Origin of the sequence: Reyranella sp., assembly GCF_965228225.1 — a bacterium.
Taxonomy (GTDB): domain Bacteria; phylum Pseudomonadota; class Alphaproteobacteria; order Reyranellales; family Reyranellaceae; genus Reyranella.
On the sequence record NZ_OZ245801.1, the window covers coordinates 3029304 to 3042807 of the forward strand.

At 66.3% G+C, this 13504-nt stretch carries 15 protein-coding genes; 5 read left to right on the forward strand and 10 right to left on the reverse strand.

The window, feature by feature from the left end; all coding sequences use genetic code 11:
- Positions 1 to 5 precede the first annotated feature (5 nt).
- The 4 genes from ACO07K_RS14645 to ACO07K_RS14660 all read right to left on the reverse strand — a co-directional run bounded on the left by ACO07K_RS14645 (position 6) and on the right by ACO07K_RS14660 (position 3516).
- On the reverse strand, positions 6 to 1217 hold the full coding sequence (locus tag ACO07K_RS14645; protein ID WP_422028983.1) for an MFS transporter: 1212 nt from the start codon (positions 1215 to 1217) through the stop codon (positions 6 to 8).
- 59 nt (positions 1218 to 1276) lie between these two features.
- The gene (locus ACO07K_RS14650; protein WP_422028985.1) at positions 1277 to 1720 is read right to left on the reverse strand and encodes an NfeD family protein; all 444 of its coding nucleotides are present in this window, start codon (positions 1718 to 1720) and stop codon (positions 1277 to 1279) included.
- Between the two features lie 6 nt (positions 1721 to 1726).
- A complete protein-coding gene (locus tag ACO07K_RS14655) occupies positions 1727 to 2686 on the reverse strand; it encodes an SPFH domain-containing protein (RefSeq protein ID WP_422036659.1) in 960 nt (319 codons plus the stop codon).
- Between the two features lie 65 nt (positions 2687 to 2751).
- On the reverse strand, positions 2752 to 3516 hold the full coding sequence (locus ACO07K_RS14660) for a glutamine amidotransferase-related protein (RefSeq protein WP_422028987.1): 765 nt from the start codon (positions 3514 to 3516) through the stop codon (positions 2752 to 2754).
- A 91-nt stretch (positions 3517 to 3607) separates the two neighbouring features.
- Here ACO07K_RS14660 and ACO07K_RS14665 point away from each other — a divergent pair, with 91 nt between their 5' ends.
- Both ACO07K_RS14665 and ACO07K_RS14670 read left to right on the forward strand, forming a co-directional pair.
- Positions 3608 to 4219: a 2-hydroxychromene-2-carboxylate isomerase gene (locus tag ACO07K_RS14665; RefSeq protein ID WP_422028989.1), complete on the forward strand. Its 612-nt coding sequence runs from the start codon at positions 3608 to 3610 to the stop codon at positions 4217 to 4219.
- 259 nt (positions 4220 to 4478) lie between these two features.
- Entirely contained in the window at positions 4479 to 5036 is a 558-nt protein-coding gene (locus ACO07K_RS14670) for a hypothetical protein (RefSeq protein WP_422012734.1), read from the forward strand.
- A 74-nt stretch (positions 5037 to 5110) separates the two neighbouring features.
- On the opposite strand, the gene ACO07K_RS14675 is transcribed toward ACO07K_RS14670, so the two are convergent.
- Positions 5111 to 6076, reverse strand: a complete 966-nt coding sequence (locus tag ACO07K_RS14675; protein WP_422028991.1) for a fatty acid desaturase family protein — start codon at positions 6074 to 6076, stop codon at positions 5111 to 5113.
- A gap of 66 nt (positions 6077 to 6142) precedes the next feature.
- Between ACO07K_RS14675 and ACO07K_RS14680 the strand changes: the two genes are divergently transcribed.
- Both ACO07K_RS14680 and ACO07K_RS14685 read left to right on the forward strand, forming a co-directional pair.
- A complete protein-coding gene (locus ACO07K_RS14680) occupies positions 6143 to 7042 on the forward strand; it encodes an alpha/beta fold hydrolase (protein WP_422028993.1) in 900 nt (299 codons plus the stop codon).
- Entirely contained in the window at positions 7039 to 7653 is a 615-nt protein-coding gene (locus ACO07K_RS14685; protein WP_422028995.1) for an NAD(P)-dependent oxidoreductase, read from the forward strand. Before ACO07K_RS14680 ends, ACO07K_RS14685 begins: the two co-directional genes overlap by 4 nt.
- Positions 7654 to 7756: 103 nt before the next feature.
- Here the strand turns inward: ACO07K_RS14685 and ACO07K_RS14690 are convergent, their stop codons facing one another.
- From ACO07K_RS14690 to ACO07K_RS14705, 4 genes are read right to left on the reverse strand one after another with little or no spacing between them, the layout of a single operon-like run.
- Positions 7757 to 8917, reverse strand: coding sequence for a M20 family metallopeptidase (locus ACO07K_RS14690; RefSeq protein ID WP_422028997.1), 1161 nt, complete (start codon positions 8915 to 8917; stop codon positions 7757 to 7759).
- An 18-nt stretch (positions 8918 to 8935) separates the two neighbouring features.
- Positions 8936 to 9859: an SDR family NAD(P)-dependent oxidoreductase gene (locus tag ACO07K_RS14695; protein WP_298308296.1), complete on the reverse strand. Its 924-nt coding sequence runs from the start codon at positions 9857 to 9859 to the stop codon at positions 8936 to 8938.
- Between the two features lie 19 nt (positions 9860 to 9878).
- Positions 9879 to 11093 (reverse strand): multidrug effflux MFS transporter, encoded by a 1215-nt coding sequence (locus ACO07K_RS14700; protein ID WP_298308294.1) that lies wholly within the window; start codon positions 11091 to 11093, stop codon positions 9879 to 9881.
- On the reverse strand, positions 11090 to 11830 hold the full coding sequence (locus ACO07K_RS14705; protein WP_422028999.1) for a transglutaminase-like domain-containing protein: 741 nt from the start codon (positions 11828 to 11830) through the stop codon (positions 11090 to 11092). Before ACO07K_RS14705 ends, ACO07K_RS14700 begins: the two co-directional genes overlap by 4 nt.
- Positions 11831 to 11868: 38 nt before the next feature.
- On the opposite strand from ACO07K_RS14705, the gene ACO07K_RS14710 reads away from it, so the two are divergent.
- Positions 11869 to 12366 carry an SRPBCC domain-containing protein gene (locus tag ACO07K_RS14710; RefSeq protein ID WP_422029001.1) on the forward strand — a complete coding sequence of 166 codons (498 nt, stop codon included), beginning with the start codon at positions 11869 to 11871 and terminating at the stop codon, positions 12364 to 12366.
- Positions 12367 to 12372: 6 nt separating this feature from the next.
- Here ACO07K_RS14710 and ACO07K_RS14715 read toward each other — a convergent pair whose 3' ends face one another.
- Positions 12373 to 13500, reverse strand: a complete 1128-nt coding sequence (locus ACO07K_RS14715; protein ID WP_422029003.1) for a TIGR03032 family protein — start codon at positions 13498 to 13500, stop codon at positions 12373 to 12375.
- Positions 13501 to 13504: the final 4 nt, after the last annotated feature.

A 13504-nucleotide genomic window follows, 5' to 3' on the forward strand; every position in this document is an offset into this window, starting at 1 on the left:
GCAGATTAAGCCGGCTGCGCCTGCGGCCTGCTTGGGGCCGACGATGGCGTCGGGAAGGCCAGCGCGATGGCGACGGCCGCCAGGCCCATGCCGAACGACGCGATGTAGAGATAGCCGTAGCCGTGGAACGTATCGAAGATCCAGCCGCCGACCGCCGGGCCCAGCGCCATGCCGAGGCTGGAGACCATGGCCGCGCCGCCGAACACCGTCCCCATGATCCGCATGGGGAAGTACTCGCGGGCCAGAACGGCGTAGAGGGGCATGACCCCGCCATAAGCCATCCCGAACAGGATCGCGACGGCATAGAACTCCCCCGCGTCGCGCGTGAAATAGTAGCTGCCGGCGCCCACCGCCTGGACCATCAACCCCGCAACGACCACTCTCCGCGCGCCGAACCGGTCGCCCAGCAGGCCGAACAGGATGCGGCCGCCGAGGCCCGCCAGACCCTCGACGCTGTAGATCGTGACGGCCGTCATGGCCGGCAGGCCGCAGGCCAGCGCATAGCTCACCGTGTGGAAGATCGGGCCGGAATGGGCGGCGCAGCAGCAGAAGAAGGTGAGCGAAAGAACGATGAATTGCGGCGAGCGCAGCGCCTGCCCGACCGTCATCCCGTCCCCGCCCTCCGAGGGCATGCCAGCCGACGAGGCCGTGTCCTCCGGAGCACGGCGGACCAGCAGGGCCGCCGGCACCAGCAGCGCCCAGGCGCCGATTGCGATCGTCAGCATGGCTGTCCGCCAGTCGTGCGCCGAGATCAGCCACTGCGCAAAAGGCGAGATGGTCATGGGCGCCACGCCCATTCCGGCGGACACCAGCGAGACGGCGAGACTGCGGTGCCTGTCGAACCAGCCGGTCACGGTGGCGATCATCGGCGCGAACACCGCCCCGGCGGCAATGCCCACTACGATGCCGTAGAGGAGCTGGAACTCGAGCAGGCTGGAGGCCCGGCTGGCGAGCGCCAGGCCAAGGCCCAGCAGGAGGGCGCCCGACAGGACGACGATGCGTGGCCCGAACCGGTCGCTCAGCGCGCCCCACCCGAAGGCCGCCACGCCCATCGCCAGGAAATCGAGCGTCATGGCGCTCGAAATGCCGGTGCGCGACCAGCCCGTCGCCTCGGACATGGGCTGCAGGAAGACCGCCAGCGAGAACAGGGCCCCGATCGCCACACATCCCATCAGCGCGCCCGCGCCGACGATCACCCAGCCGTAAGATCGTCCCATCGCACCCTCCCGGAGCCTGCCTATAGTTAACTCTATGGTTAACTTTGGCAAGCCCACAGTCAGGGGGCCGGCTCCACCGCGAGTTCCGTGCCGCTCACCGACTTCACGCGCACCTTGGCGCCCTTGACCATGTCGGGACCGGTCACGCTCCAGCTTCCATCACCGAGAATGACGCGGCCACGGCCGTTCAGGATGGGCTGGTCGAGCACGATGATCCTGCCGATCAGGGCATCGCCGCGGGCATTGAGCGTGGAGGTCGCCGGATTGTCGGCATGCTGCAGCCGGCGCAGGGTCCGGCGCAGCCCGACGGCCGCAACGACCGAGATCAACGCAAAGGTCAGGAGCTGCAGCTCGATCGAGAGGTCGGACACGACCAGAAGGAAGAGGCCTGCCGCCGCCGCTCCGATGGCGAGGAACAGGAAGACGACGCCCGGCAGCATCATCTCGAAGACGAGCAGCACGGCCGCGACCGCCCACCAGTACCAGAAGACCACCTTGAACATCGCGGATCAGCCCGCGGTGGGAACGGAACCGCGCGACCGCGTGGCGTCGACGCCCCGTGCCTGCGCCTCCTTGGCGAGCTCGCCGATGCCGGCGATCGAAGCCATGACGCCGGCCGCCTCGACGGGCAGGAAGAAAACCTTGGCGTTGGGACTGGAGCCCATCTTCGACAGGGCCTCGACGTATTTTGTGCCGAGGAAGTAGTTGGTCGCCTGCACGCCGTTGCCGGCGATCGCCTCGGCCACGACCGAAGTCGCCTTGGCCTCCGCCTCGGCCATGCGCTCGCGCGCCTCGGCGTCGCGAAAGGCTGCTTCCCGGCGGCCCTCGGCGGTCAGGATCGCCGACTGCTTCTCGCCTTCCGCGCGCTGGATGCTGGATTCGCGAATGCCCTCGGCCTCGAGGATGGTCGCCCGCTTCTCGCGCTCGGCTTTCATCTGACGGCCCATCGCCACCACGATATCCTCGGGCGGGGCGATGTCCTTGACCTCGATGCGCAGCACCTTGACGCCCCAGGGGCCGGTTGCCTGGTCGATGACCGCGAGCAGGGTGTTGTTGATGTCGTTGCGCTTCGACAGAGCCTCATCGAGCGCCATGTTGCCCATGACCGAGCGGATGTTGGTCAGCACGAGGTTGGTGATGGCCTGATGGAGGTTCTGGACCTCGTAGGCGGCGCGGGCGGCGTCCACCACCTGGTAGAAGGCCACGGCATCGACCTGCACGGTGGCATTGTCCTTGGTGATCACCTTCTGCGCCGGAATGTCGAAGACATTCTCCTGCATGTTCATCTTGCGGCCGATCGTGTCGATGAAGGGCACGATGAAATGCAGGCCCGGGGCCAGCGTGCGCGTGTAGCGGCCGAACCGCTCGACCGTCCAGTTGGTGCCCTGCGTCACCGTCTTGACGCCGGCGAAGATCAGCACGAGCGCCACGAGGACGACGGCCAGCACGAAAATCAGCGCACCCGATATCATTCAGCGTCTCCTCTTGTTGGCGGAGACACTAGCCCATGCCCGGGTGCCGAACCATGGCGCCGCTAGTCGGCGGCGGCGGCGAACTCGACGGCGGGACTGCGGGACTCCCCCGACGCTGCAGAGGCTCGCTGGTCGGTGGCGAGCCACCGGTCGAGGAAGCCATTGATCCAGCGGTCGAGCGGCGGATCGTACAGCGCATGCATCGAGAGATGCACGCCGCGCTGCTGCGCGCCCGGCATTTTGAGACGCTCGGCCGCCGAAAGCGTCCAGATGCCCTTCATTTCGAGGGTGACCTCGGGATGGAACTGGAAGCCGAAGGCGTTGGGGCCGCACCGGAACCCCTGGACCGGGTAGCGATCGTTGGTGGCCAGCAGCTCGCAGCAGTCCGGGATCGTCATGCCCTCGCGATGCCACTGGTAGACCTTCATCGGCGCCCTGAACCACTCGCGGCCGGCCTCGGTGGGCTCGACCTCGACATAGCCGATTTCGACCAGCCCTTCGGGATGCGGCCCGACCCGGCCGCCGGCTGCGCGTGTCAGGAGCTGGGCGCCGAGGCAGAGGCCGAGGAAGGGAACGCCGGCATCGACCACCTTCGGGATCCAGTCGAGCTCGCACTTGATGCCCGCCAGGGTGCCGCAATCGTTTGCCGACATCGGGCCGCCGAAGACCACGACCCCCGCATAGTCGGACATGTCCTCAGGCAGGTTGCAGCCCAGATTGGGGCAAAGTCTGTGGAGTTCGTATCCGCGCATTTCGAGCAGCGCGCCAACCCGTCCGGGACGCGAATGCTGCTGATGCACGACGATGGCGATCTTTTTGGGGCCCATTTCTCTACACTGGCCAGTCGGTACCGTCATGGATTTGCAAGATACGCGCCATGTATGGCAACGACAAGGCGGACGGCTTCAGGGGGACGAAATGGCGCGACAACTCGATTTCTACTTCGATTGCTCCAGCCCGTGGACCTATCTCGCCTTCCACGCGATCCGGCCGCTGGCGCAGGAGGCCGGCGCCGAGATCGTCTGGAAGCCGATCCTGGTCGGAGGCGTGTTCAACGCGGTCAACCAGACCGTCTACGAGAGCCGCGCCAAGCCCAACCCACGCAAACAGGCCTACATGCAGAAGGACATGCAGGACTGGGCGCGCCTCTACGGGCTCGCCATCAGGTTCCCGCCGACGGTCTTCCCCGTGAACAGCGTGAAGTGCATGCGGGGCGCCTTCGTGGCGTTGGACGAGGGCAAGCTTCCCGCCTACGCCACCGCCGCCTTCGAGGCCTATTGGGGCGACGATCGCGACCTCTCCAAGGAAGATGTGCTCGCCGACATCGCCACCAGGGCCGGCATCGAGCGCCAGCGCTTCTTCGCAGGCATCGAGACCGATTCGTGCAAGGCGCGGCTGCGCACTAACACGGACGAGTTGATCGCCCGCGGCGGCTTCGGCAGCCCGACGATGTTCGTCGGCTGCGATATGTTCTTCGGCAACGACCGCATGCCGCTCATCAAGGCCGCGCTCGAGGCCATGCCCGCCTGACGGTTTGGGGCCCCGCCCGGATGGTGGCCCGCCCCACCTGCGGCCGCGTCGGGATTTTCCGGATCGCGTCACCGCTCAGGTGGCGGAGGCCTGGATTCACCTGGGGTTGGGTATTCGACCGGGCCCTCACCAAAGCTTTACACCGAGAATTGCGGGAAATGGGCGCATCTCGCCCCGCAATTGGTATTAGCGTTTGAAACGGGCGGCTAACTGTTGTACCCGCTGGCGGTTTCCGGCCAACGGCGTTGGGAGTTTGCGGATGTTCAAGAGGCTTACACAGGCGGCAATTCTTACGGGGAGTATGCTCGCCCTGGGCGCCTGTACGCTCGGCGAATCCAAGACAGCGGCTGCGCCCGTGAAGCCGCCGGCGGCCGACTATCAGGCTCCCGTGCCGCCTGCGCCTCCCGCGGGCCAGATCCGGGCGATCTGCTACAATGCAGCGGATCTTGAGATCGTGCGCTCCCGCATGGTTCAGCAGGAACTCCAGGTCGTGACGCTGCAGTGCCAGGGTCCGGGTGGACGCCGCGCCTACGAGCAGGTCTACGCCGATTTCGTCGGCAAGTTCCGCACCGAGTTCGCGACCAACGCCCGCTCGCTGTCCCAGATCGCTGCCCGCAAGCGCTTCAACACGGACGTGTTCGTGACCGAGGTCGCCAACCGCACGGCGCAGCGCGCGCCGACCGACAAGGAATTCTGCTCGCGCGGCAAGCGTGCCTTCGACTGGGCGATGGATCCGAAGGTCACGGCGCTGTCGCAGGTGCCGCCGCCGTATGATCTCGGCCCCGAGATGAACATCTACGCCTGCCCGGCTCAGTAACCAGGCGGTCGGACAGAACGAGACAAGAGGCGGTCCTGCGGGGCCGCCTTTTCTTTATGCCAATGACGGCAAGTCTAGATGTGCTGCGCGGTTCGTGCGCCCGAGCTACGCCCGCCACCTTGTGCCCCGGTGGTCGCGGCCTTGAGCACGGCCAGATAACCGGGCTTCAGCTCCATGGACAGACGATGGCCACCATCCAGCAAGGCGCGATGCGCCTGCGGCAGGCGCCAGCACGGTACGAACATGAACAGGTGATGTTCGAGGTGGTAGTTCACCCAGTAGGGCGCCACCAGGAGCCGCATCAGCGGATTGGCGTAGGTGGTCCGCGTGTTGCGCAGCGGATCGTCGTTGTCGGGGACGACGGCATGCTCGGCGATGTTCCGGATGCGGCTCACGAGCTGGTACCAGGTGGCGAGGGGCAGAAGCCACATCACCGGGTAGAGCCACCAGTATCCGGCGGCCGAGAGCCCTGCGAACAGAACGAGGTTCGCGATCAGCGGGCCCTTCTCCTTGCGCCACAGGTTACCCAGTTGCGTCCCGAGCGGTGCATCGGCTGAACCCAGCGCCCCGCGGATCTGTTCGCCTCGCCGGAGAAACGCGGTCCGCCCCGTAAGGTCGCGCACGATCTTGCGGCGCAGGCTGGCCCGGCTGGTCGGGAACGCAGCCGACAGGGAGAGATCGGGGTCCTCTGCCTGCTGGGTGAAGCGGTGGTGCTGCAGGTGATAGGGCCGGTAGAGCGCCAGGCTCGTGAACACCGGAAAGGCGCACAGCCAGCTTCCCACCCCCTCATTCAGCCGGCGATCGACGAACAACAGCCCGTGGGCGGCATCGTGCATCAGGATGGCCAGACCGAGCTGGCGTCCGCCGATCACCATGACGCCCAGCAGAAAGGTGAAAGGATTGGGCCACCAGACAAACATGGCCATGCTGCCCACGATCAGCCCCCAGGCATGCAGGACGAGCAGCGCGCCGACGAGGTTCGACTTCGCGCCGAGCCTGCGCGTCTGCTCCAGGGTCAGGAAATCGCCGATCCGCCTCATGGTTCGAGGCTGGTGGCGGCACGCGCGACTGTCAACGGCGGCCCGAGGCCGCTATATGTTCAACATATGCAACGCAAATCCATCCGCACCGACGTTCTCGACGTCGCCTACGAGGAGCACGGGCCCGAGGACGGCGCCCCCGTGATCCTCCTCCACGGCTTTCCCTACGACGCTCGCGCCTATGACGACGTGGCGCCGGTGCTGGCGGCCGATGGCCATCGGGTGCTGGTACCTTATCTGCGCGGCTACGGCCCGACCCGGTTCCTGTTGCCCGAAACGCCCCGGTCGGGCGAACAGGCGGCGCTCGGTCACGACCTGCTGCAGCTGATGGACGCCCTCGGTATCCAGCGGGCGGCCCTCGCCGGTTACGACTGGGGCGGTCGCGCGGCCTGCATCGTGTCGGCGCTGTGGCCCGAGCGCGTGCGCTGCCTGGTGAGCTGCACCGGCTACAACCTCCAGAACATCGCGGCCTCGGTCGAGCCGGCCCCCGCCGCCGCCGAGCACCGGCTCTGGTACCAGTATTATTTCAACACCGAGCGGGGCCGCGCCGGCCTTGCCAAGAACCGCCGCGACGTCTGCAGGCTGCTATGGAGTCTGTGGTCGCCGGAATGGAAATTCGACGACACGACGTTCGAGGCGACGGCAGCTTCGTTCGACAATCCGGACTTCGTCGACGTGGTGATCCAGTCCTACCGGCACCGCTATGGCTACGTGAAGGGCGATCCCGCCCTCGAGCCGCTCGAGGCCCGGCTGGCGAAGCAACCCACCATCACTGTGCCCACGATCAATCTCCACGGCGCCGCAGACGGCGTCGGGCCGGCGTCTGACCGCGACGGCCAATCCGAAAAGTTCACGGGCGGTTACGAGCGGCGGATGCTGCCACGCATCGGCCACAACGTCCCGCAGGAGGCGCCGGCGGAGACCGTGGCCGCCCTGCGCGACCTCATGAAGGGAATTCCGCAATGACCGCCATCGCCCTGATCGGCTCCACCGGCAATATCGGCAGCCGTGTCCTCGACGAGGCGCTCGCCCGCAAGCACAGCGTCACCGCCATCACGCGCGATGCCTCGAAGCTCAAGCCGCGCCCCGGCATGACCATCCGGCAGGGCAGCACGACCGACGTCGTCTCGATGTCGGCCATCCTCAAGGGGCACGACATCATCGTGGCTTCGGTGAAGTGGAACGAGGCCAGCGTCCACCACGTGCTCGAAGCCGTGCGCAAGAGCGGCGTCAAACGCGTGCTGTTCGTGGTCGGCGCCGGCAGCCTGTTGAGGGCCGACGGCCGCACCCATCTCGACCACATGGCCGACCGCGGCATTCAGCCCCCGACCTCCAAGCCCGCGTCGCTCGCCCTGGAAGAAGTGCGCAAGGCCAAGGACCTGGACTGGACCGCGATCTCGCCCCCGGCTTCCATTCAGCCTGGGGACCGCACCGGCAAGTTCCGCCTCGGCAAGGATCACCTGCTCGAGGACGAGGATGGCCAGAGCGCCATCAGCCGCGAGGATTTCGCGGTCGCCATCCTCAACGAGATCGAGAAGCCCAAGCACCTCCACAAGCGCTTCACGGCGGCCTACTGAGCTATGTTGTCATCCTGAGCGCAGCGAAGGATCTCACGGCCGCCGCGCGGTCGTCTGACCGCTATGTGAGGTCCTTCGCAGCGCTCAGGACGACATGCAGCTCCTACTCCAGCGTCTCCAGCAGGCGGGCGCAGAGGTAGGTGCGCGGCTCCAGCGACGAGTAGTAGATCTGTTCGGTGACGGCATGGGCGCCCTTGCCGTCGGCGCCCAGCCCGTCGAGCGTCGGGATGCCGAGGGCTGCCGTGAAATTGCCGTCGCTGCCGCCGCCGGTCAGCGGCACGTCGTTCAGCTCCTTGCCGATCTCGCGATAGATCGCCTGCGCCTTCTGGAAGAGATCGGTGATGCCGGCATCCTTCTGGTAGGGCGGCCGGTTCATGCCGCCTTCGACCAAAAGCTCGACCTCCTTGCCGATCGGCTCCAGGTTCAGGAACCAGTGCGTCATCTCCTCGGCCAGCTGCATGCTGGGCACGCGCAGGTCGACATCGATCGAGCACTCGGCCGGCGTCACGTTGACGCCCGAGCCGCCGCGGATCAGCCCGACGTTGCAGGTGATGCCGCGCGCATAGTCGGTCTTCTCCTCGATGCGCACGATCTGACGCGCGATCTCGAGGATGGCGCTGCGGCCGTCCTCGTGGCGCACGCCGGCATGGGCAGCGCGGCCCTTGGCGGTCAGCGTGAAGCGGCCGACGCCCTTGCGCGACGTCACGACCTTGTCGCCGTCGCGGCCCGGCTCCATCACCAGCGCGTATTTGTGTCCCTTCGCGGCCTCCTCGATGCGGGCGCGCGAGGTCGGGCTGCCGACCTCCTCCTCGGGGATGAACAGGAAGGTGACCGGCAGCTTGGTACGCTTGCCCTGACGGACCAGGTGCCGGAGCGCGTAATAGGCGATATAGCCGCCCGCCTTCATGTCGTAGATGCCGGGGCCGAAGACGCTGTCGCCTTCCTGGCGGATCTTCAGCTCCTTCTCCTTCATCCCGAGCGGATGGACCGTATCGAGATGGGCAAGGACCAGAATGCCCTTGCCCTGCCCCGTGCTCCACTCCGCCGGGGTCCTGGCCTCGAGGATGTCCCCGAAACCGTCACGCCCCGGCGTGCGATCGAGGTCGAGACCAAGGTCGCGGCACTGGCCCTCGACCTTGTCGACCATGAGATTGACTGCCTTCGCGTCGTGACTCGGGCTCTCGATCTCGATCCACTCGACGATCCCTTCCAGGATCTCCTTGGGATCGATCCTGGGCTCGTTCTTCATTTGCTCGGCAGCCATTGTCTCAGTCCTTCCGGCTCAGATCGGATCCCAGGTGAAGTACTCGGGCGAGCGCTTCAGGTCGGTGAAGTAGGGCTTCATCGACGGCACCGCGTGCTCGGCGATGTCCTCCAGGGTCCAGCCTTCGGAGTTATGCACGGACCGTACCGGACGGTTGGCGTTGAACAGCATGATCTCGTTCATGCGCACGCCGAAGATCTGTGAGGTGATGCCCTGCTCCTGGGCCGAGTCCGACAGCAGGTACACCGCCATCGGCGCGATCTTGGCCGGCGTCATCTTCTTGGAGCGCTCCAGGCGCGCCTTCTGGGCCTCGGTGTCGGCGGGGATCGTGCCGATCATGCGCGTCCAGGCGAACGGCGAAATGCAGTTGGAGCGGACGTTGAACGCCGCCATGTCGAGCGCGATCGAGCGCGACAGGCCGATGATGCCCATCTTGGCGGCCGAATAGTTGGCCTGGCCGAAGTTGCCGACGAGGCCGGACGTCGAGGTGAAGTGCACGAAGGCGCCGGACTTCTGTTCCTTGAAGTAGTTGGCGGCCGCGCGGCTGGTGTTGAACGAGCCGTTGAGATGCACGTCGATGACCATCTTCCAGTCCATGTGGCTCATGCGATGGAAGATGCGGTCGCGCAGGATGCCGGCATTGTTGATGACGCCGTCGATGCGGCCGAAATTCTCGACCGCGGCCTTGACCATGCGCTCCGCGCCGGCGGGATCGGACACGCTGTCGCCGTTCGGGACGGCATGGCCGCCGGCCGCCTTGATCTCCTCGCAGACCTTCTCGGCTGCCGTCGCGCTGCCGCTGCCCTCGCCGTCGACCGCACCGCCGAGATCGTTGACCACGACCTTGGCGCCCTCGCGGGCCGCCAGCAGCGCCATCTCGCGGCCGATGCCGCCGCCCGCGCCGGTCACCAGCACGACCTTGTCCTTCAACATGTTCGTCATCGTCTTTTCTCTCCCTCTTCTATTGATCCAGTTTCGGGGCGCGCGGCTCACCGCGCAACAGTCGGGCGCTCAGCACCGTCGCGATCGCGAACGGCGCGAGCCCGATGACCATCGGCATGGCGATATAGCGGCTGCCGACCACGGTGAGGGCAGCGACCGCGACCGTGCCCATGGCGCCCATGCCCATCTGCGCGAGGCCGGCCAGCGACGAGGCCGTCCCGGCGAGGCGCGGATAGAGGCCCACGGCACCGGCATTGGCGTTGGCCACGATCATGCCCGTGCCGAAGCTCAGCAACATGTGCGGGCCGACGATGGCCCACCAGGTGACGATGCCGGCCAGCGAAAGAGCCGCCATGCCGATCAGTGCCGCCACGTGAAACCAGCCCGAGAACATGATGATGTCGACCGGCGCGACGCGGCCGACCAGACGGTTGTTCACGAAGGTGCCCAGCGTGAACCCGCCGACCGACAGCAGGACGATCAGGCCGAATTCGCGCGGGCTGAAGCCCATGCTCTCCTGCAGCACGAAGGGCACGCCCGCCAGCATCCCGAAGTTCAGGGCGAAGGCGAAGCCCAGCGGCAGGATGTGGCCGAGGAAGCGGCGGTCGCGCAGCATTTCGCCCGAGCCGCGCAGCAGGCTCGACAGGTCGATTCTCTCGCTGCGGAACTTGTTGGTCTCGCGCAGCCCCGCCAGCGTCACCAGGAACAGGATGGCGCCGAAACCGCCGACGAACCAGAAGGTCGCCCGCCAGCTCGACCACTCCCCAAGGAAGCCGCCGATCGTCGGCGCCAGGGACGGCGCGATGTTCTGGCCGAGCGAGATCCAGCTCATGACCAGCGGCATCTCCTTGAACGTGTAGGCGTCGCGGGTCAGCGCCCGGCCCAGCACCGATCCGGAGGCCGCGCCCAGCCCCTGCAGGATACGCAGGCCGATCAGTCCGCCGATCGACGGCGCAAAGGCGCAGGCGAAACTGGTGATCGTAAAGAACAGCAATCCGCCCAGGAGGACCGGCCGGCGCCCGTAGCGGTCGCTGAGCGGGCCGTAGAAGAGCTGCCCGACCGCAAAGCCCAGCATGTAGGTGGTGAGCGTCAGCTTCACGTTGTCCGGCGTCGCCAGAAGCTCGTGCCCGACCGACGGCATCACGGGCGTGTAGATGCTCATGGTGAGCGGGCCGAAACTGCCCAGCGCCACCAGAAGCGCGATGTAGGCGGGCGACCGCGGTGTCAGGTTCACTTGGGCGTCGCCCCGTCCGTTGCTTCTGCAGCACCCTCCGCGGCGAAATCCCCGCCCAGCGCCATCTCTTCCTGGGCCTTCGTCATGCGCGGGTAGTAATGGCGGAAGGCGCCGCGGATCTCGTCGAACGGAATGTCGGCGAAGACTCCACGATAGGCGAGATATTCCATATGGCGGCGGCCACTGAGATCGAACGGGTGATAGATCGAATCGCCCACCGCATCCCAATCCAGCGGCTTCAGCCCAAATTTGTCGGTGAGCTCGCGGTTGAAGGCCGGCGTTGCCTTGACCCAGCGGCCGTCCAGCCAGACATCCGTGTAGCCGTGATAGTAGAAGACGTCGCTGCCCATCAGCTCGGACAGTCGCTGTGTCGTCATGTGGTTGCGTACGTCAGCATAGCCCAGCCGCGCCGGAATGCCGGCGGCGCGACAGACCGCGGCCATGACGCCCGCCTTGTTGACGCAGTAGCCGTGCCCGGCCGCCACCGTGGTGCTGGCGCGATAGGCGTCGCGCTTCATCGGCGTGTTGTAGGGATCGTAGCGCAGCTCGTCGCGCACGGCGTAATAGAGGCGCAGTGCCTTCTCCCGGTCACTGCCGTCCCCAGCCACGCGCCTTGCGTAGGCCACGATTATCGGGTGATGTGAATCGATCAAGTCGCCTGGAAGCCGATAGGCCTCGAAGCTGGCGCCGTCACGAACGACGTCGTCGGCCGGGGTCTTGAGGGATTCGTAATCCATGTGCGGCGTTTTCTTTAAGGCAAGAGGCAGGAAAGTCCATGAGCGACGGCGCGCAATTCACCCATGCGCATATGGTGCGCTTCGAGCGGCACCTCCCCGGCCCGCCCGCGCAGGCATGGGCCTTCCTGACGGATCCCGGCCGCCTGCCCGGCTGGTATGGCGAGGGCAGTATCGAGCCGAAGGTGGGTGGCGCCGTGTCGCTGATGGGTGGCCACATCCGGGGCGTCGTCACGCAATGGCAGCCGCCGGGCCGGCTTGCCTATACATGGAACGTGTACAATCCGGGTGATGCGACCTCGCCCTACCCCGAATCGTACGTCATCCTGACGTTGGCAGCCTCCGTCGAGGGGTCTCTACTGACCCTCGAGCACCTCCCGGTCCTGGAATCGTTCGTGAAGCTGAACGCCATGGGCTGGCACACCTTCGTCGACATGGTCGACGCGGCCGTCCGTGGCGAGCCCGTCCACGGCCGCGACCACTACATGGCCCAGAACGCCCGGCAGTACGGCGTCGACCTGAACAATCCGCGAGGGTGATCGCGACTACTCGATCGACACGGTCCGGCGAATTTCCTCGTTTCTGAAGCCGATCATCATCGGCCGCGCAAGGCCCGGCAGGGTGATCACGTCGTAGAGTTCGGTGATCACCGCCTCGAACCGCAGCCAGTGTGCGATGTCACCCGTCCGCGTGTCGATCACGAAGACGCCGCATCGGGGGCGGACCCTGGCAGCGGCCAGACGATCCTGGAGGGGCAATCCGGCGAAGGTGCGATTCTCGCGCGGCTCCGAGAGGCCGACAAGAGCATAAGGGCCGATGAAGGCCAGCCCGCGAAGATAGCCTGGACAGAAGGTCAACGGCTCGAAGCGACCCGTCCCCAAGTCTATCGTGCCCAACTCGCCAGCCCCTGAGTTGAGAACCCAGAGCCTTCCTTCATGCAGACGCGGCGAATGGGGCATCGAAAGCCCGCGGCAGACGATTTCACCCGAGGCGACGTCCACCACGATCCCCCCCCCGACGCGATGCTCGCGCCAACCGTCGGCGATGTCGGTGTCAGCGATACAGCTGACATAGGCCGGCTTGCCGTCGTGCATAGCAAGGCCATTCAGGTGGCAGCGATCCTCCGGGGCGAGCCGTGAGATGAAGGGTGGCTTCCACAACACCTTGAAGCTGTGGGTCTCGCTGGTCGTCGCGAGGCAGGAGAACAGTGTGTTGACGAACACCAGCTTGCCCTCGGCATCGAACGTGATGTCGTGGATGTCGATATCGGCGGTGAATGTCGCCGACTGCGGCACGAACAGTGCGTCGTAACCCGAGGCACCGGGCATGCCGCGCGCCGCGTCGACGAAGCTCGTGATCTGGATCATCGACGCGACGGCCAGACGCTGCTTGTCGAAGGCTAAACCCATCGGCCGCTCCAGCGTACGCTCGAACACCGAGAGTCGACCCGCCTGCCTATTGCTGCCGATCAGGAACACCTTGCCGCTCTGGTAGGTCGAAATCGCGAGGCTGACGCCGCTTTCGGCTAGCCAGCTCGCGAACTGCCGGGAGGCCGTGACAACGAAGCCCGGCGCTCCCTTTCCCGTGGGGGTGGAACTCGCTGGTGCTGGATCAGAGGCTCCGTCAGCCGACACGTCACGGACCTTGCCCGGGTTCCCTTCGTCGATACTCATGACA